This window comes from Nereida sp. NH-UV-3 (assembly GCF_042939535.1).
Taxonomy (GTDB): domain Bacteria; phylum Pseudomonadota; class Alphaproteobacteria; order Rhodobacterales; family Rhodobacteraceae; genus Nereida; species Nereida ignava.
Genome location: NZ_CP132157.1, coordinates 2,355,486 through 2,372,171, shown reverse-complemented (window position 1 = coordinate 2,372,171; position 16,686 = coordinate 2,355,486). Strand labels below are relative to the sequence as shown.

17 protein-coding genes are annotated in these 16,686 nt (G+C 54.9%); 12 read left to right on the top strand and 5 right to left on the bottom strand.

Features of this window, described 5'->3' with window-relative positions; all coding sequences use genetic code 11:
• Nucleotides 1–60: 60 nt before the first annotated feature.
• On the bottom strand, nucleotides 61–1,416 hold the full coding sequence (gene gor / locus NeNHUV3_RS11660; RefSeq protein WP_391481563.1) for a glutathione-disulfide reductase: 1,356 nt from the start codon (nucleotides 1,414–1,416) through the stop codon (nucleotides 61–63).
• A 179-nt stretch (nucleotides 1,417–1,595) separates the two neighbouring features.
• Complete coding sequence (gene rpiA / locus NeNHUV3_RS11655) at nucleotides 1,596–2,381, bottom strand: ribose-5-phosphate isomerase RpiA (RefSeq protein ID WP_391481562.1); 786 nt, start codon at nucleotides 2,379–2,381, stop codon at nucleotides 1,596–1,598.
• Nucleotides 2,382–2,572: 191 nt separating this feature from the next.
• Between rpiA and NeNHUV3_RS11650 the strand changes: the two genes are divergently transcribed.
• Nucleotides 2,573–3,946: an L-serine ammonia-lyase gene (locus NeNHUV3_RS11650; RefSeq protein WP_391481561.1), complete on the top strand. Its 1,374-nt coding sequence runs from the start codon at nucleotides 2,573–2,575 to the stop codon at nucleotides 3,944–3,946.
• Nucleotides 3,947–3,967: 21 nt separating this feature from the next.
• Here NeNHUV3_RS11650 and NeNHUV3_RS11645 read toward each other — a convergent pair whose 3' ends face one another.
• Entirely contained in the window at nucleotides 3,968–4,639 is a 672-nt protein-coding gene (locus NeNHUV3_RS11645) for a thiamine diphosphokinase (RefSeq protein ID WP_391481560.1), read from the bottom strand.
• A 139-nt stretch (nucleotides 4,640–4,778) separates the two neighbouring features.
• On the opposite strand from NeNHUV3_RS11645, the gene NeNHUV3_RS11640 reads away from it, so the two are divergent.
• Nucleotides 4,779–6,812 carry a hypothetical protein gene (locus NeNHUV3_RS11640; protein ID WP_391481559.1) on the top strand — a complete coding sequence of 678 codons (2,034 nt, stop codon included), beginning with the start codon at nucleotides 4,779–4,781 and terminating at the stop codon, nucleotides 6,810–6,812.
• 76 nt (nucleotides 6,813–6,888) lie between these two features.
• Here the strand turns inward: NeNHUV3_RS11640 and NeNHUV3_RS11635 are convergent, their stop codons facing one another.
• The gene (locus NeNHUV3_RS11635; RefSeq protein ID WP_391481558.1) at nucleotides 6,889–7,137 is read right to left on the bottom strand and encodes a DUF2842 domain-containing protein; all 249 of its coding nucleotides are present in this window, start codon (nucleotides 7,135–7,137) and stop codon (nucleotides 6,889–6,891) included.
• A gap of 34 nt (nucleotides 7,138–7,171) precedes the next feature.
• Nucleotides 7,172–8,467: an adenylosuccinate synthase gene (locus NeNHUV3_RS11630; protein ID WP_048598276.1), complete on the bottom strand. Its 1,296-nt coding sequence runs from the start codon at nucleotides 8,465–8,467 to the stop codon at nucleotides 7,172–7,174.
• Nucleotides 8,468–8,680: 213 nt separating this feature from the next.
• Between NeNHUV3_RS11630 and secG the strand changes: the two genes are divergently transcribed.
• The 10 genes from secG to NeNHUV3_RS11580 all read left to right on the top strand — a co-directional run bounded on the left by secG (nucleotide 8,681) and on the right by NeNHUV3_RS11580 (nucleotide 16,665).
• Nucleotides 8,681–9,034 (top strand): preprotein translocase subunit SecG, encoded by a 354-nt coding sequence (gene secG, locus NeNHUV3_RS11625; RefSeq protein ID WP_048598277.1) that lies wholly within the window; start codon nucleotides 8,681–8,683, stop codon nucleotides 9,032–9,034.
• Between the two features lie 216 nt (nucleotides 9,035–9,250).
• Entirely contained in the window at nucleotides 9,251–10,894 is a 1,644-nt protein-coding gene (locus NeNHUV3_RS11620) for a CTP synthase (RefSeq protein ID WP_048598278.1), read from the top strand.
• Between the two features lie 173 nt (nucleotides 10,895–11,067).
• On the top strand, nucleotides 11,068–11,502 hold the full coding sequence (locus NeNHUV3_RS11615; protein WP_391481557.1) for a TerB family tellurite resistance protein: 435 nt from the start codon (nucleotides 11,068–11,070) through the stop codon (nucleotides 11,500–11,502).
• A 23-nt stretch (nucleotides 11,503–11,525) separates the two neighbouring features.
• Nucleotides 11,526–12,389: a PhzF family phenazine biosynthesis protein gene (locus NeNHUV3_RS11610; protein WP_391481556.1), complete on the top strand. Its 864-nt coding sequence runs from the start codon at nucleotides 11,526–11,528 to the stop codon at nucleotides 12,387–12,389.
• Nucleotides 12,390–12,429: 40 nt separating this feature from the next.
• Complete coding sequence (locus NeNHUV3_RS11605; RefSeq protein WP_391481555.1) at nucleotides 12,430–12,723, top strand: DUF1330 domain-containing protein; 294 nt, start codon at nucleotides 12,430–12,432, stop codon at nucleotides 12,721–12,723.
• Nucleotides 12,724–12,781: 58 nt separating this feature from the next.
• The gene (locus tag NeNHUV3_RS11600) at nucleotides 12,782–13,216 is read left to right on the top strand and encodes a TerB family tellurite resistance protein (RefSeq protein WP_391481554.1); all 435 of its coding nucleotides are present in this window, start codon (nucleotides 12,782–12,784) and stop codon (nucleotides 13,214–13,216) included.
• 116 nt (nucleotides 13,217–13,332) lie between these two features.
• Nucleotides 13,333–14,103, top strand: a complete 771-nt coding sequence (locus NeNHUV3_RS11595) for an ABC transporter ATP-binding protein (protein WP_391481553.1) — start codon at nucleotides 13,333–13,335, stop codon at nucleotides 14,101–14,103.
• Nucleotides 14,104–14,143: 40 nt separating this feature from the next.
• Nucleotides 14,144–14,869, top strand: coding sequence for a transporter substrate-binding domain-containing protein (locus NeNHUV3_RS11590; RefSeq protein WP_048598283.1), 726 nt, complete (start codon nucleotides 14,144–14,146; stop codon nucleotides 14,867–14,869).
• Between the two features lie 108 nt (nucleotides 14,870–14,977).
• Nucleotides 14,978–15,859: an ABC transporter permease gene (locus NeNHUV3_RS11585; protein ID WP_391483253.1), complete on the top strand. Its 882-nt coding sequence runs from the start codon at nucleotides 14,978–14,980 to the stop codon at nucleotides 15,857–15,859.
• Nucleotides 15,859–16,665, top strand: a complete 807-nt coding sequence (locus tag NeNHUV3_RS11580; RefSeq protein ID WP_341246646.1) for an ABC transporter permease subunit — start codon at nucleotides 15,859–15,861, stop codon at nucleotides 16,663–16,665. The genes NeNHUV3_RS11585 and NeNHUV3_RS11580 overlap by 1 nt, the downstream gene beginning before the upstream one ends.
• Nucleotides 16,666–16,686: the final 21 nt, after the last annotated feature.

The following is a 16,686-nucleotide window of genomic DNA, read 5'->3' as shown; positions in this document are numbered from 1 at the left end:
TGGGTCGGTATGCCACTCTATGTGGGCGATTGTGGCGTGATTTCAAGCAACTTCCACCGATCAAGTGCTGCGCACAGGCGTTTTCATTGTCACCAGTTCTTCCGACATGGTCGGGTGAACGGCGCATGTTTGGTCAAACTGCTCTTTTGTGGCGCCCATTTTCACGGCAATACCTGCTAGCTGGATCAACTCACCCGCGTGAGGCGCGACAATATGACAGCCCAAAACAACCTGCGTTGCCTTGGAAACCACCAGTTTCATTAGAACTTTGCCCTGCCCTTCCGCGAACGCGGTTTGCATCGGACGGAACGAGGTCGAGTAGACCTCAATCGGCTCTTTCTTGGCCGCATCTTCCTCTGACAGGCCAACTGTGCCCATCTCGGGCTGTGTAAAGATCGCCGATGGGATCAACTCGTGATCTACGGCAGTTGGGTTGTCATTAAACACGGTTTCCACAAACGCCATGCCTTCGCGGATCGCGACTGGCGTTAACTCAACACGCTTTGTGACGTCACCTACCGCATAAATATTTTCAACACTGGTGCGTGAAAACTTATCAACTGTAATCTGACCGCTTGAGCCCGTAGCAACCCCTGCCGCATCAAGACCCAAGTTATCGGTCAAGGGCCGGCGCCCCGTTGCAAACATCACCACATCAAACGTCGCATCAATACCGTGGGTGCCTTTGACGAAAATTCCCGCATCGGTTTTCTCAAGCGATGCAGCATTCGCACCGGTGACCAAATCAACGCCTTTCTCGCGCATTCCTTCCGCCACAAAGTTGCGCGCTTCTTCATCAAAGCCGCGCAAGATTTGCTCGCCGCGATACCACTGGCTGACCTTCACACCGAGGCCGTTCATAATGCCTGCAAATTCAGACGCGATATAACCGCCGCCGATGATCAGCATCGTCTTGGGTAATGCCTCAACATGAAAAATATCGTCGCTGACAATGCCTAATTCGGCGCCAGCAATATCAGGCCGCGTTGGCGTACCGCCGGTTGCGATCAAAATAGTCTTTGCCGTGACACGTTCACCATCATTCAACTCAACTGTGTGCGGATCCACAAGCTTTGCAAAAGCGTCAAAGATTTTAACATCAGAATTGTCCAACAAGCGGCGGTAAATGCCCTCAAGGCGATCCAACTCGGCAACTAATTTGCCATGAAACGTGCCCCAGTTGAAATCACCAGTGATCACATCCCAACCATAATTGCGAGCGGCTTCAAACGTTTCGGGGTACTCTGATGCAAAGACCATCAGCTTTTTGGGCACGCACCCGCGGATCACACATGTGCCGCCCAACCGAGACCCTTCGGCCAAAGCCACTTTGGCACCTGTTGCCGCCGCAACCCGCGCTGCACGCACGCCGCCAGAACCGCCACCAATGACAAACAAGTCAAAATCATATGCCATTCGACGGCCCTTTTCTTTTTGTTCAGTAACACGCAAGCAGTGTCACCACCTGCGCGTTTTCATTTCATGTCTTGCACCAGTGTGCACACGGCCGCTTGGCAAGCGCAAGCCGCGCGCCCCATCGATCACAGAGTTGAGAGCGCGCCATGCATCCCGTTATTTCCGAATGGGCCTAACAATCAGCCCAAATCGGCAAACAGGTTTTCATGCTCCATCAGATCGACGCTGTCATGTTCAACGGTGCCGTTGGAAATGTCTGTCACCTCAACGCGGCCATCACCGTGCCCCACGACAACGACATTACAAATATCGATAAATAGCCCGTTTTCCACAACGCCCGGAATTTGGTTCATCACAAGGCTCAACTGGCGGGGATTGCCAATGCGCTCAAGATGCAGATCAAGAATGTGGTTGCCCTCATCCGTTACGAACGGCGCGTCACCATTCATCCGTAGCGCAGTTGTGCGACCCAAAACATCCATGCCAACCAGCGTTTCTTCCACAAGGGTTTTTGTGGTTTGCCAGCCGAACGGGATCACCTCAAGCGGCAGTGGAAACGCGCCAAGGGTGTCTACTTTCTTGGCTGCATCCGCAATCACGATCATGCGGTCGCTGGCCGTGGCCACAACTTTTTCCTGCAAATGCGCGCCACCACCCCCTTTGATAAGGCTTAGGTCCGCATCATATTCATCCGCACCGTCGATGGTCAGGTCCAACCACTTGGCCTCGTCAAGGGTGACCACTTCAATGCCCAGACTTTGGGCAAGTGCTGCGGTTCTGCTTGATGTGGGCACGCCCTTAATTTTCAGACCGTCGTTTTTCACGCGCTCTCCAAGGCAACGCACCATCCACGCCGCAGTTGATCCGGTCCCCAGACCGACACGCATTCCGGTTTCAACGAAATCACTCGCGCGCTTGGCCGAGACAAATTTGGCCTTTTCGATGGGTGACAATTCAGCGGGCATGGCAGTGCTCCTTATCTTTGCTGTTGCGCCGTCTATAAATCGCATCGGCCAAAGGTGCGAGAGGGTTTTGTGCACAGCATTCAACAAGTCTGCGTCGCGCTTGACCCAAGCCCTACGCCTCTGACCGAATGGCCCTTTGAAACGTCGCAATCAGACGTCCGCCCCGCCCCTAAGACAGTATCAGTTAACATATGTTTTTATCTGTCTTTGATATGTTCAAAGTGGGCATCGGCCCATCGTCGTCTCACACAATGGGACCGATGGTTGCTGCTGCGCGCTTTTTGGATATGCTGCGCTCGGCCCCGTTCACAGCCCACGGGCTTAAGGCCTCTTTGCACGGCTCACTTGCCTTTACGGGCGCAGGTCACGCAACAGACCGCGCGACCATTCTTGGGCTGGCGGGCTTTTTGCCTGACACTTACGACGAGGCCAAAGCCGAGGCCGCCCTTACGGCGATCAACGCGGACAAGGAAGTCATCAATGATGGCCTGCCCAGTTTGCATTTTGATCCTGCTGCAGACCTGATCTTTGATTATGATACCCGCCTGACAGGTCACGCCAACGGAATGCGCCTGCAAGCTACCGATGCGCAAGGCGATATTATCTTGTCGCAGGTCTTTTACTCTATTGGCGGTGGATTTGTTCTCACCGAAGAAGAGCTTGCAAGTGGTGCTGCGACCGAAGAAGGCGCGCCCGTGCCCTACCCGTTCAAATCCGCCAACGAGATGATGGAAATGTCCGCGCAATCGGGCAAAACCATCGCCCAAATGAAAGAGGCCAATGAGCTTTCGCGCCGCCCCCGCGCGGACCTTGAAGCAGGCCTTACGCGCCTTTGGGACGTTATGAATGACTGTATTGATCGCGGGCTTGCCCGTGACGGCATCTTGCCCGGTGGTTTATCTGTGAAACGACGCGCCAAAAATATCCATGAGAAATTATTAGCCGAACGCGGGATGAACCTGAATGCGCCGCACACGATTAACGACTGGATGAGCGTTTATGCAATGGCCGTGAATGAAGAAAACGCGGCCGGTGGACAGGTGGTCACAGCGCCCACTAATGGGGCCGCCGGCGTTGTGCCGGCAACCATACGCTACTACCTCGATCACGTGCCTGGCGCATCTGTCAGCCGCGTACCGGAATTTTTGCTGACCGCTGCGGCGATTGGCGGTTTGGTGAAATTCAATGCGTCAATTTCGGGCGCAGAAGCGGGCTGTCAGGCCGAAGTAGGTAGCGCCGCCGCAATGGCCGCCGCTGGCCTGACGGCTGTTTTAGGTGGCACGACTGAGCAAATCGAAAACGCCGCAGAAATCGCACTTGAGCATCACTTGGGCATGACCTGCGATCCGGTGCGCGGCTTGGTTCAGGTGCCCTGCATTGAGCGTAATGGCCTTGGCGCGATCAAGGCCGTGTCTGCGGCATCACTATCGATGCGCGGCGACGGCACACACCTAGTCCCGCTTGATGCGGCGATCGAGACCATGCGCCAGACGGGTGCGGATATGTCAGAGAAATATAAAGAAACGTCTCTCGGCGGTCTGGCCGTCAATATTCCGAACTGCTGAACACAGCCCGCATTTAGCCACCTACCAGCTGGGTGCGGCACGTAGTGCATCCGTCAGCACGTAGATCAGCGTGCGGGGCAAAATAAGCAACATTTTGGGATCGTATGTTTCGATTGTAAGGGCGCCGCCCAAAGCCTCGTTCGAGGTGCCAATTGCGCTGTCGGGACTGAAACGAATGCCATCAAGCGCCCACTTCAGCCCAGTCGAGGTTGCCCGTGCGGGTCCCATCGGAAACAGTGAAACCCGCGTTTGCGCAGTCACATCCCTAAAATCAAGACGTGCGGGCGCAAGACAAACCGTATCGACCTCGCCCACCACAATGCAGCGGGACTTGGATGCTTTTACAAGGCCGCTAAGAACAGCAAGGCTGTGATCCATGCGCGCGCCCGTAAACCCGATGGCATAGATAAGCGGCGCATCGATATTGCGCAGCGCTTTGTCAAAATCCGTTGTGTCTTGTTCGGACACTGCAATGACCCGATCCGCGAGTTTGTCATGGGCGGTTCCGCTGATACTGTCCAAATCGCCGATCACAAAATCAGGTGTCACGCGATTGCCCAAGGCTGCATCCGCCCCGCCATCCACCGCCACAACGCAACCACACCTAGACGCTAAAGACCAATCATCGCGGTGAGTCGTACCACCACCAACAAGTAAAACCGGTGCGTTTTGTGAAACAATTGCTTTGGACATTTAACATTACTGCCTGAGTTGGAAACAGATCACAATTCTGCCTTGAAATAATACCGCCATCAACGCGGCATTGTTCAAATTTGACACATGTATCACGTTAAACCGTTCCCCGCTGGATTACAAAGAAAGCGAGTACGCCATGGTAGGGCCAAATAAAATTCTAACAGTCTCATATGGGACGTTTTCATGCACGCTTGAGGGGTTCGACTACTCCTTCAATGCGATGAAAGCGATTGCGGAGTATTTCCGCGACCTTGCGGCTGATGACCGCTACTTTGGCGCAGAACCACCCGTACCAGACGCCGAGATGCTGGCCCGTATTGCAGAGCGTGAAATTGAGCGGCGCGTGATTGGTCGCATTGAAGGCAATGACGTCAAACTCAGCGCCAGCCCGAGCAGCCCTGCCCCCGCACCCGCCGTACAGCCCGACGTAAGCGGCCCGCAAAACGCGGCGATGGTGCCAAATACAGCCACAGCAAGCGCCCAATCACAGACTGATCGTGGCGTTGCAAGTGCTGCCGAAAAGCTCAAGCGCATCAGGTCAGCGGTCCAATCATCTGCAGCGACCAAAACCGAGGCCATGCGCAGCGCAGCACCAAACACTTCTGCGATTGCACCCAATCCCAGTGAATTTATCGAAGACCAGCACGCCGATGCAGAACGTAGTATCGACACGGCCTTTGCGGATTTGCATACCAAAGATGACGCCCCAACAACGGATAACGCTGCCCCCGTCATACCAGTTGAAGCACCGACTGACACCGAAACAGACTTAGCTGCGGACGATTTCGATATCGATAGCTTCATCTCAACTGTCGAAAACGATGAGGCCAACGACGCAGTTGCGCCCGCCCCCAAAGTTGAGGCCGCAACCAGCCCCGTTGCACGGGTCATCAAAGTCAAAAAAGCAGATCTTGAGCGCGCATTGGACAGCGGCGAGTTGGAAGAACTGTTCGACGACGAAAGCGATGAACGGGAAGAAAACGAAGTCCCGCAGGACAGTAAGGTTGAAGCCGCCAGCCCAGCAGATGAGAGCGCCCAAGACGATGATGATCTGATGGATAACCCTCTCGATGCAGAGGACGAAACTGACGTGGAGACAACAGACACCGCGACAGACAACCCGCAAATTATGCTCACAACACCCTCTTCCCTAAGCCCCGAGGATGAAGCGGATTTGCAAGCCGAACTCGCGGCGGCGCTTGCTGCCGAGGGCGAAGTGCAAAACCTGGCAGAACCGACCGCCCCAGAATTCACCCCAAAATCTAAGCCGGAAACTGAAGCGCGCGCAAAGGACCCACGCGCTCCTGAACTTGCAGCTGACACGCCTGACGAAGCCGCCACCGCCGAAAAAGATGACGCAGCAGACGCTCTTGCAGCGATGCTTGCCGAGGCGGAGGTCGATGCGCGCAAAGACGCAGCTGCCCAGACCCGGGAAGACGCGCCAATTGATATGGAGCGCTTGATGCAGCAAGCGGACCGCGAGTTGGCCACCGCCGAAACAGGCCGCAAGCAAAACGCTATTGCGCACCTGAAAGCAGCGGTTGCATCAAAAGCAGCTGACCTCGCCGCGGGCTTTGGAAATGGCAATGCTGATCAGACGGATGAGTACCGTGCAGATTTGGCCGACGCCGTGCGCCCAGCGCCCGCAGCCCCGCTTAAGTTGGTGGCCGAGCAACGTGTAGACATCCCGCAAGCACCGGAACCTGAGATGCAAGATGAGGATACGACACTCCCTGTGCGTCCTGTCCGCCCGCGCCGTGTTGTTCGCGGGGCAAAGCCGGTTGCGCAGCAAAACTCCGCTGCCAATCCGCAGACGGCCCCGCCCAAGGCAGCAATAAGCCCGACGACTACAATTCCGGCATTTCAGGCCGAAAGCTTTTCAGAGTTCGCTGCCCAAATGGGCGCACATGGGCTTCCTGATTTGCTTGAGGCAGCGGCAGTTTACCTTGCAGTGGTTGAAGGGCAGCCGACGTTCTCGCGCCCACAAGTCATGTCAAAAGCAAGCAGCGTAAGTGACGACGGATTTAGTCGCGAGGATGGGTTACGCTCGTTCGGACAGTTATTGCGCCAAGGTAAGTTCCAAAAACAAAAACCAGGGCAGTTCGTGGTTCAAGAAACCAGCCGGTTCAATCCCAACCAAGATTTCGCCCCCCTGCGGCGCGAGGCTTGATAACGCCATTTGGTTGAAAGACTCGGTGAGCAGAAACAAAAAAGCGGCCCCTAAATTTGGGGCCGCTTTTTTTCAATCAGTGCTGTTCATCTTCCGGTGGCGCATTCGGATCAGCTTGCCCAACCCCTTTGAAGATCGCCTTCAGCGGGAAAGCCCACAAAACACCAAGTACGACAAATACTCCCAGCTCGACCAAAATGGAGGGCCGTCCCATCATGTCCCGGAGCAGATCAATGAGTGTCACCGCCATAACGATGTAAATCGGCACCCCAAAAATCAGGATAAACAGTGACCAACGTCTCTTTGCTTTGTGGCTTAGCGCCATTGGTTGCCTCCGGAAGTGTTAACGTGCGAATTTCTTAGTCCGCAAAGGGGTCTGTCACGAGAATGGTGTCTTCGCGCTCTGGTGAAGTGGAAACTAGGGCGACGGGGCAGTTGATCAACTCTTCGATCCGACGGACATATTTGATGGCCGCAGCAGGCAAATCGGCCCATGACTTTGCACCAGCGGTGCTATCTTGCCAGCCTTCAATCTCTTCATAGATCGGTGTCACGCGCGCTTGTTGGTCCGCAGCTGTTGGCAGGTAATCAAGACGCTCGCCATCCAGGTCATAACCGACGCAAATTTTGAGCGTGTCAAAACCGTCTAGAACATCAAGCTTGGTCAGCGCGATGCCAGAAACGCCGGACGTGGCGCAGGTCTGACGTACGATGGTCGCGTCAAACCAACCACAACGACGCTTGCGTCCTGTTGTCGTTCCGAACTCATGGCCGCGCTCGCCAAGACGTTGGCCGTCTGCATCTTCCAGCTCGGTCGGGAACGGCCCTTCACCCACACGGGTGGTGTAGGCTTTGACGATGCCCAAAACGAAGTCAATCGCCGTTGGCCCAAGACCTGTACCCGTCGCAGCCTGCCCTGCGATTACATTGGAGGATGTCACAAACGGGTATGTGCCGAAATCGATGTCGAGTAGTGCGCCTTGGGCGCCTTCGAACAAAATCCGCTGACCGGCTTTGCTACGCTCGTTCAACACTTTCCAAACCGGTGCTGCGTACGGCAAAAGCTGTGGCGCAATGGCGCGCAGCTCGTTCAACAGCGCTTCGCGGTCTACGGGCTCGATGCCCAAACCTTTGCGCAGCGGGTTGTGGTGCTGCAACGCACGGTCAACACGCGCAACAAGTGTCGCATCATCAGCTAGGTCAGCTACGCGAACAGAACGGCGTCCAACTTTATCTTCATATGCGGGCCCGATACCGCGGCCTGTTGTACCAATCTTGGTGCCAGCGCTTGCAGCTTCTTCACGGGCACGATCAAGCTCGCCGTGGATTGGCAAAATCAATGGTGTGTTTTCAGCGACCATCAATGTCTCAGGCGTGATTTCAACACCTTGGGCACGGACTGTTTCGATCTCTTTCATCAAGTGCCATGGGTCCAGCACAACACCATTCCCAATAACGGACAGTTTGCCGCCACGCACCACACCGGATGGCAGCGCGTGCAGTTTGTAGACGTTGCTATCAATAACAAGCGTGTGACCTGCATTGTGGCCCCCTTGGAAGCGGGCAATGACGTCTGCGCGCTCTGAGAGCCAATCAACGATCTTGCCTTTGCCTTCGTCACCCCACTGGGCGCCAACCACCACTACGTTTGCCATTGCGCTCTGCCTTCATGCCTAGAGATCAAACCGTGGTCCCTATAAGACAGAGGCAGGGCAGGGGAAAGGGTGAAAGGCGCGCTCAAACCTCAAAGCTGATAGAGTTACCTCGGCAGCAGCGCCAAATGAATGATAAATCCCCTACATTCGGACCTTGCGACATTGGGCCGTTCCCACTACATACCGGCCAACCTTTGATAAACGAGCGTCCCCATGGAAAACGTACTGCTGATTGTTTTGTTGTTGCTAGCTTTGGCTTTGATCGGCGTTGTGCTGCTTCAACGGTCTGAAGGCGGCGGCCTTGGCATGGGCAGTGGTGGCGGCGGTGGCGGCGTTATGACCGGCCGCTCGGCAGCATCGGCCTTGTCAAAAGTGACGTGGATTTTGGGAATTGCTTTCATGACAGTCGCATTGCTAATGACAGTTTTGACATCCCTTGATGGCAACGGCAGCTCTGTGGTGGATCAATTGGCACCTCCTTCTGCAGAGACAGCACCTGTGGCCCCGGCGGGCGCGGACTTGCTACCACCATCCGCGGATGAGCCAGCAACACCGCGTGCTGACTAAATAACCCGGCACAACACAAGCCAGCCTAAACACCTGATCTAAAAGCGGCTTTCTTACACTATCTATAGTATTTGGCGATATTAATTCCGCCCTATATTGCGTTTGACCGGTTGCGCGCCTCGTCCGAATCCTGATAGGATTAAATCCCGTGATACAGCGCATCTGAGGTGCTGTTTTGCACCGAGCATGCAACAAAACACGGGGATATCTCACACCATGGCACGGTTTATTTTTATTACAGGTGGTGTTGTTTCCTCGCTTGGCAAAGGCCTTGCATCTGCCGCTTTGGGCGCTCTTTTGCAGTCGCGGGGCTTTACTGTCCGCCTGCGTAAGCTGGACCCCTACCTCAATGTCGATCCGGGCACGATGTCACCGTTTGAGCACGGTGAAGTGTTTGTAACGGACGACGGCGCAGAGACCGATTTGGACCTTGGCCATTATGAGCGCTTTACCGGCGTTGCGGCGCGCAACAGTGATTCCGTCTCATCTGGTCGGATTTACTCAACCGTTCTCGAGAAAGAACGGCGCGGAGATTATCTGGGCAAAACAATCCAAGTAATCCCCCATGTAACCAACCAGATCAAAGAGTTCATCGACATTGGTGATGATGAAGTTGATTTCATGCTGTGCGAGATCGGCGGCACTGTTGGGGACATCGAAGGCCTGCCCTTCTTTGAGGCCATTCGTCAGTTTGCCAACGATAAGCCACGCGGTGACTGTATCTTTATGCACCTGACGTTACTGCCGTTCATCAAAGCCTCAGGCGAGTTGAAAACAAAGCCCACCCAACACTCGGTCAAGGAACTTCGCTCAATCGGGTTGGCACCGGATATTCTGGTTTGCCGTTCGGAGGGTCCAATCCCGGAAAAAGAGCGTGAAAAGCTGGCCCTGTTCTGCAACGTGCGCCCCGAGAGCGTGATTGCGGCGCAAGACCTTAAATCTATTTACGAAGCCCCATTAGCCTATCACCGTGAAGGCATGGACCAAGCAGTATTGGACGCCTTTGGCATTACACCTGCCCCGCAACCCAACCTAAAACGTTGGGAAGATGTGGCTGATCGCGTGTATAACCCAGAGGGCGAAGTCAAAGTCGCGATTGTTGGCAAATACACTCAGCTGGAAGACGCTTATAAATCAATCAACGAAGCCCTAACCCACGGTGGCATGGCCAACCGTGTGAAGGTCAAAATTGAATGGGTCGACGCAGAACTATTCGACCGTGAAGACCCTGCTCCACACCTCGAAGGGTTCCATGCGATTTTGGTTCCGGGCGGCTTTGGCGAGCGCGGCACAGAAGGCAAAATCAAAGCGGCGGAATTCGCCCGCACCCGTAAAGTTCCCTACCTCGGGATTTGCCTTGGTATGCAAATGGCTGTCATTGAAGCCGCGCGAAATGTGGCAGGGCTGGCGGACGCCGGTTCCGAAGAGTTCGACCATGAGGCAGGCAAAAAACGGTTTGAGCCGGTTGTCTACCACCTCAAAGAATGGGTGCAGGGCAACGCAAAAGTTCAGCGCAAGGCAGATGATGATAAAGGCGGGACCATGCGCTTGGGGTCATATGACGCAACACTGGTCGAAGGATCTAAAGTCGCCGAAGTGTACGGCACAACATCCATCGAAGAGCGCCACCGCCACCGGTATGAAGTTGATACGAAGTACCGCAAGCAGCTTGAAGAATGTGGGTTGTTGTTCTCGGGCATGTCCCCAGACGGCACGCTGCCCGAAATCGTTGAGTGGCGTGACCACCCTTGGTTCATCGGCGTACAGTTCCATCCGGAGCTGAAATCCAAGCCTTTCGCACCGCACCCCCTGTTTGAAGGGTTTGTGAAAGCGGCAAAGGAGGCCTCGCGCCTCGTCTAAACCCGCCCTGCTTAGTTGAAATATTTAAAACGCGTCCCGCACCTGCAGGGCGCGTTTTTTTGCAACACTCCCCAAGACATGATTCGCCTTTTTCATTTTTCCCTTTGGAAACCGTCACCTCTGGGCCATTGCTAAGGTAATGATCGCGAAAAATCGCGGCGCTAGGAGCAGATATGATAGGCAGAATACTTGGGGTGGTCTCACGACCGGCCCGACCCGAACCCGTTTTACCAGCACTCGACGACCACGTGACCCTTGCAGCACTGCTGGTGCGGCTTGCGCGTAGCGACGGCCCTCTCAACTTGGCAGAGATAACCACGATTGATGAGGTTCTAAAACGCCGCCTGGGTCTCAATGGTATTGCCGCTGCGCAATTGCGTGCATCCGGTGAAACGCTTGAACGCGAATATCCCCACACCGAAGCTTTGGGGCGTTTGCTCGCCCATGAGACACCCGCCCATGAGCGGGACGCGCTGATGGATGACTTGCTGCTTGTGGTAAACTGTGACGGCCCCGAAACGGGCCCCGAACACAACTTGCTGGAGCGGATCGAAGCGCTCTTGCCCGCACCGGCGAAAACCATTCAAATGTACGGGACGATCAGCTAGGTCGTCCCTACAAGGTGGACCGGATGCCAACTCTCGACTTCACGACTTACGACGTATTCACGCAGCGCCCGTTCAGTGGCAATCCGTTGGCCATTGTTGAGGGCACAGACGATCTGAGCACAGCGCAGATGCAAACAATTGCGCGTGAATTCAACTTGTCGGAAACCATCTTTGTGCAGACGGCAGATGATACTTCGAACACGGCTAAGGTGCGCATCTTTTTCCCAACTTCAGAAATCCCTTTTGCAGGTCACCCCACCATTGGCTGCGCGCTGCATCTGGCCCAAAAGCGTGGGTTGGATCATGTAGTGCTTGAAGAAGTTGCCGGACTTGTGCCCGTCACAATTACCAACGATACAGCACAATTTACCGCGCCTGTTGTACCTTTTGACTGCAATATTGCCGTCGATCCGGAATTAGCCGCCTCCGCTTTGGGCCTGACCACCACGCAACTTGGCCCACACACGGCAGGCGTGCACGAAGGCGGGCCGCGTTTTCTTTATATTCCCGTGGTGAATGAGGCCGCGTTGCAACACGCGCGCCCACTCCAGCCCGCTTGGGATCAACTGATGAAAGCCTGTCAGGTGGACAGTGCGTATCTCTATACACCAAGCTTTAATGCGCGAATGTTTTCCCCCACTGCCGGTATTCCCGAAGATCCCGCAACAGGCAGCGCAAGCGCAATTCTGGCCAGCCAGCTTTTGCAAAACGGCGCGCTGGACAAAGACGGCACAACCGAACTGCAATTGACCCAAGGCATTTCCATGGGGCGACCAAGCGAGATCTACTTTAAAGCGGATGTAGCAAGCGGCGTGCTGACTGCGGTGCGTATCGCGGGCAGCGCCGTGCCAATCTCACAAGGGCAAATTACCGTCCCTTCCGCCTAATCAGCCCACTTATTCACCCTCTCACAAATCGGAGAAATACATGCCCAAAGGATACTGGATTGCGCACGGAGATGTCTCAGACCCTGAAGGCTATGAAGCCTACAAGGCCGCAAATGCCGCCCCATTCGCAGAATTTGGCGCGCGTTTTGTCGTGCGCGGCGGCGAACAAACCCTTGAAGAAGGTAGTGCCCGCTCACGCACCGTCGTCATTGAATTCCCAAGTATTGAGGCTGCCTACGCTTGCTACAACAGCGCGGAATATCAAGCTGCCAAAGCCCTGCGGGAGCCAATCGCATTGACCGATTTGGTTATCGTCGAAGGGTATGACGGCTAGACGCTGTGCAGTGTGGCACGCCACTTGAAAGCCCTTTTGAAAAGCATAGATGTTGAATATGTTTGCACAACTTCTAAACCGCCTCACAGCCGATAAACCCGCCCAGCTTGCGGATGCTGACGCGCGGCTTGCCCTAACGGGACTGTTGGTCCGGCTTGCCAAATCCGACGGGGATTACGCGCTTGCGGAACAACAGCGCATCGTTTCGATCATTCAGGCGCGTTACGGGCTGTCTGGCAGCGATGCTCAAAGCCTAAAACTGCAGGCCGAAGAGTTGGAAAAAGAAGCACCCGATACCGTGCGCTTTACCCGCGCTATCAAAGATGCAGTCGCCTATGAGGACCGCATCGCAGTCGTCGAAGCGCTATGGACCGTTGCATTGGCAGATGGTGAGCGTGACGACGAAGAAGATGCGCTTTTGCGCATGGTCGTGTCGTTCCTTGGTGTCTCTGATATCGACAGCAACTTGGCGCGCCAACGGGTCAGCACTTAGGAAAGCTAAAAATAGCCATAGCGGCGCCAAGTTCCGCTGGGTCAAGTTTGGCGCATACCATTGCAATTTCTGTAGAATCGAAGTGTATTAAAGCGCTAACATTTGCAGGGATAGCTGTGACCGCCAACACTGTCATCGAATTGAAGGATTTGCACAAATCCTACGGAGAGCTTGAGGTTCTCAAAGGGGTCGGTATCCGCGCTGAACGTGGGGATGTGGTTTCGCTCATCGGCTCATCTGGTTCCGGAAAATCCACGCTTTTGCGCTGTGCAAACCTGCTCGAAGACAGCCAGCAGGGCGATGTGATTTTCGAAGGCGATCCAGTAAATTGGCGCGGCACGGCCCAAGCGCGCCGCCCCTCTGACGCGGCTCAGGTTCGCCATATCCGCACTAATCTTTGCATGGTGTTCCAACAGTTTAATCTGTGGGCCCATATGACAATTCTTGAAAATGTCATGGAGGCGCCTGTTACTGTTTTGGGGCGCGCCAAGTCAGAAGTTGAGGCCTCTGCGCGCAAATATCTCAAAAAAGTTGGCATTGGGGACAAATGCGATGTGTATCCCGCACAGCTTTCGGGCGGCCAGCAACAGCGTGCCGCCATCGCGCGCGCCCTGTGCATGGAGCCAAAGGCCCTGCTGTTTGACGAGCCTACGTCCGCCCTTGACCCAGAGCTTGAGCAAGAAGTGATCCGCGTGATCAAAGACCTTGCCGCTGAGGGGCGCACGATGCTGATCGTCACCCATGATATGAACCTTGCCCGCGATGTGTCTGATCACGTTGTGTTTTTGCACCAAGGGCTGATCGAAGAAGAAGGCGCACCTGACGAGTTGTTTGGCGCGCCAAAATCCGAGCGTTTGCAGCAATTTCTTTCTGCTGGCAGCGCATAACAACACCAGTACCGACTTAATGAGACAAGGGAGAAACCTCATGAAGACACTAATTACAGCAACCGCTTTGCTTGCAATCACCGCAGGTGCTGCACTCGCAGGTAGCCACTCTGTGGTTCGTTTGGGAACCGAGGGCGCCTACCCTCCCTACAACTTCCTCAATGACGCAGGCGAAGTTGATGGCTTTGAGCGCGAAGTAGGCGATGAGCTGTGCGCACGCGCTGAACTGACATGCGAGTGGGTCACAAACGAGTGGGACAGCATCATCCCGAACCTCGTATCCGGCAACTACGACGCAATCATCGCAGGCATGTCCATCACAGCCGAGCGTGACGAAGTCATCGATTTCACAACACCTTACACACAGCCCGATCCCTCTTCATTCGTAGCAGCATCTGCTGACGTTGATCTGGCAGGTGGCGTGATCGCTGCGCAAACTGGTACGATCCAAGCGGGCCACGTTGCCTCAATGGGCGCGACACTTCTCGAGTTCGCAACACCAGAAGAAACAGTTGCAGCCGTGAAATCAGGCGAAGCGGACGCCGTTCTTGCAGACCGTGCGTTCCTCGAGCCAATCGCAGCGGAAGATGCAGACCTGCAAATGGTTGGCGATGACGTACTGCTTGGCGGCGGCATCGGCATGGGCATCCGTGAAAGCGACACAGAGCTGAAAGAGAAATTCTCTGCAGCAATCGAAAGCATGAAAGCAGACGGTTCACTGAACGTACTGATCGCAAAGTGGCTGCCTGAATCCGCTCCTTTCTAAGCGGTCAAAACATCCCGAAGGGGCGCTTGGCACACAAGCGCCCCTTTTGATATGTGGTGACCACCCCCAACCTGCCAACATTTCGGCCATAACCCGCAGAGGCCCGCCATCTTTGAATTTTGCTCAGACCCCAGCCTGTTGGCTGACTGGCGCTGGATGGCGTGTTACCTGACCACCGGTAAGCACATGTCGCTTTACTGGTCCGTGGGCACGGTTCTTTTGTTGTTGGCGATTACTGCACCCGCTGCTTTGATGTTTGGTTTTGGCGGTGCGGCTGCCGCGAGATCATCTTTTACGCCATTGAGATGGTTTGGAAAAACATACATGGCGCTGGTGCGCGGCGTGCCTGACATTGCGTTTTTTCTCTTTTTTGTGATCGCACTGGACCAAGGGTTTGAATGGGCCCGCCACCAAGTCCTGTGCCCCGATTGGACAGACCCAATCCGTCAAGGCAACGATTTTGTCGTCTGCGCCGAGGCAAAACTGCCCCAAGGCAACGCACCGCAATGGGTCCATGAAGTCTACGGCTTTTTCGTAGCCGTGCTGACATTTGCCATCGTTTTTGGGGCCTTCGCGGGCAACGTTTTGTTCGGCGCTATGCGTGCAGTACCGGCCGCACAACTCGAAACAGCTGCGGCATACGGCATGAACAAGCGCCAAACCTTCTGGCGTATCTTGGTGCCGCAAATGTGGGTGTTTGCCCTGCCCGGCCTGTCGAACCTCTGGATGGTACTAATCAAAGCGACGCCACTTTTGTTTTTGCTGGGCGTTGAGGATATTGTCTATTGGGCACGCGAACTAGGCGGTACAAAAAACCCGCGCTTCACAGATTACCCCCACGGCGATTGGCGGATGTGGTATTTCTTGGCGCTGCTCGTCTTTTATTTGGCCTTCACCAAAGTCTCTGAAGTGGTTCTTGACCGCGTCATGGCGCGCTTGACCCATGGACAGGCCACAGCCGCTGGTGAAGCGCAAAGAAAGGCCGCGTGATGAGTTGCACCCAAACCATTCTTGATTACGGTCTACGCGCCATCGGGTACGGCGAACGGCTTTTGCCGCGCAGTGATTTTACGTTGTGCCAACAGTTTACGCTTATCGGGTCCGGCATGATCTGGAACATCTACTTTGGCTTGTTCGCCCTGATGTTTGGCTTTTGTTTCGCGGTCGCTCTTGCCATGGGAAAAGACAGCCCAAAGGCGCTTTTGCGCAAACCCTCCGAATGGTTCATTTTTATATTCCGCGGATCACCGCTCTTTATTCAGTTCTTTTTCGGATACTTCGTCTTTTTATCGCTCAAACCAATCCATCCAATGTTCGAAAGCCTTTCGGCGGCGTGGCTCGGTGCGTTGATCGTGCTCTTTTGTAACACCTCTGCCTACTCAGCCGAGATATTTTACGGCGCCCTGAAATCAATTCCCAAAGGCGATACTGAGGCCGCAGACGCATACGGGATGAGCGGCTGGCCAAGGTTCAAGCGGATCGTTTTTCCAACCATGTTGCGCCTTGCGTGGCCTGCCTACACCAACGAAGCGATTTTTCTGTTTCACTCAACCACGTTGATTTTCTTCACCGGATTTCCTGCGCGCCAACAACGCGGAGACGCGCTGTATTACGCCAGCTACTTTGCGGACAAAACGTTCAACCCGTTTGTGCCCTACCCCATCTTGGCGATGTATTTCATTCTTGTGACCCTGTTGATTATTGGCGTCTTTGGCATTGCCAACAAACGACTTAATCGCCACCTTCCGTCACAGGCGCGCCCCAAACTTCGGTTGCGTCCACAGATCATCCGCTAAGCACGGATCATCGCCCTATTT

What these genes read in the sequence shown, in the direction of transcription:
- gor (WP_391481563.1), bottom strand. Translation starts at nt 1,416, where the DNA reads ATGGCATATGATTTTGACTTGTTTGTCATTGGTGGCGGTTCTGGCGGC.
- rpiA (WP_391481562.1), bottom strand. Translation starts at nt 2,381, where the DNA reads ATGCCCGCTGAATTGTCACCCATCGAAAAGGCCAAATTTGTCTCGGCC.
- NeNHUV3_RS11650 (WP_391481561.1), top strand. Translation starts at nt 2,573, where the DNA reads ATGTTTTTATCTGTCTTTGATATGTTCAAAGTGGGCATCGGCCCATCG.
- NeNHUV3_RS11645 (WP_391481560.1), bottom strand. Translation starts at nt 4,639, where the DNA reads ATGTCCAAAGCAATTGTTTCACAAAACGCACCGGTTTTACTTGTTGGT.
- NeNHUV3_RS11640 (WP_391481559.1), top strand. Translation starts at nt 4,779, where the DNA reads ATGGTAGGGCCAAATAAAATTCTAACAGTCTCATATGGGACGTTTTCA.
- NeNHUV3_RS11635 (WP_391481558.1), bottom strand. Translation starts at nt 7,137, where the DNA reads ATGGCGCTAAGCCACAAAGCAAAGAGACGTTGGTCACTGTTTATCCTG.
- NeNHUV3_RS11630 (WP_048598276.1), bottom strand. Translation starts at nt 8,467, where the DNA reads ATGGCAAACGTAGTGGTGGTTGGCGCCCAGTGGGGTGACGAAGGCAAA.
- secG (WP_048598277.1), top strand. Translation starts at nt 8,681, where the DNA reads ATGGAAAACGTACTGCTGATTGTTTTGTTGTTGCTAGCTTTGGCTTTG.
- NeNHUV3_RS11620 (WP_048598278.1), top strand. Translation starts at nt 9,251, where the DNA reads ATGGCACGGTTTATTTTTATTACAGGTGGTGTTGTTTCCTCGCTTGGC.
- NeNHUV3_RS11615 (WP_391481557.1), top strand. Translation starts at nt 11,068, where the DNA reads ATGATAGGCAGAATACTTGGGGTGGTCTCACGACCGGCCCGACCCGAA.
- NeNHUV3_RS11610 (WP_391481556.1), top strand. Translation starts at nt 11,526, where the DNA reads ATGCCAACTCTCGACTTCACGACTTACGACGTATTCACGCAGCGCCCG.
- NeNHUV3_RS11605 (WP_391481555.1), top strand. Translation starts at nt 12,430, where the DNA reads ATGCCCAAAGGATACTGGATTGCGCACGGAGATGTCTCAGACCCTGAA.
- NeNHUV3_RS11600 (WP_391481554.1), top strand. Translation starts at nt 12,782, where the DNA reads ATGTTTGCACAACTTCTAAACCGCCTCACAGCCGATAAACCCGCCCAG.
- NeNHUV3_RS11590 (WP_048598283.1), top strand. Translation starts at nt 14,144, where the DNA reads ATGAAGACACTAATTACAGCAACCGCTTTGCTTGCAATCACCGCAGGT.
- NeNHUV3_RS11580 (WP_341246646.1), top strand. Translation starts at nt 15,859, where the DNA reads ATGAGTTGCACCCAAACCATTCTTGATTACGGTCTACGCGCCATCGGG.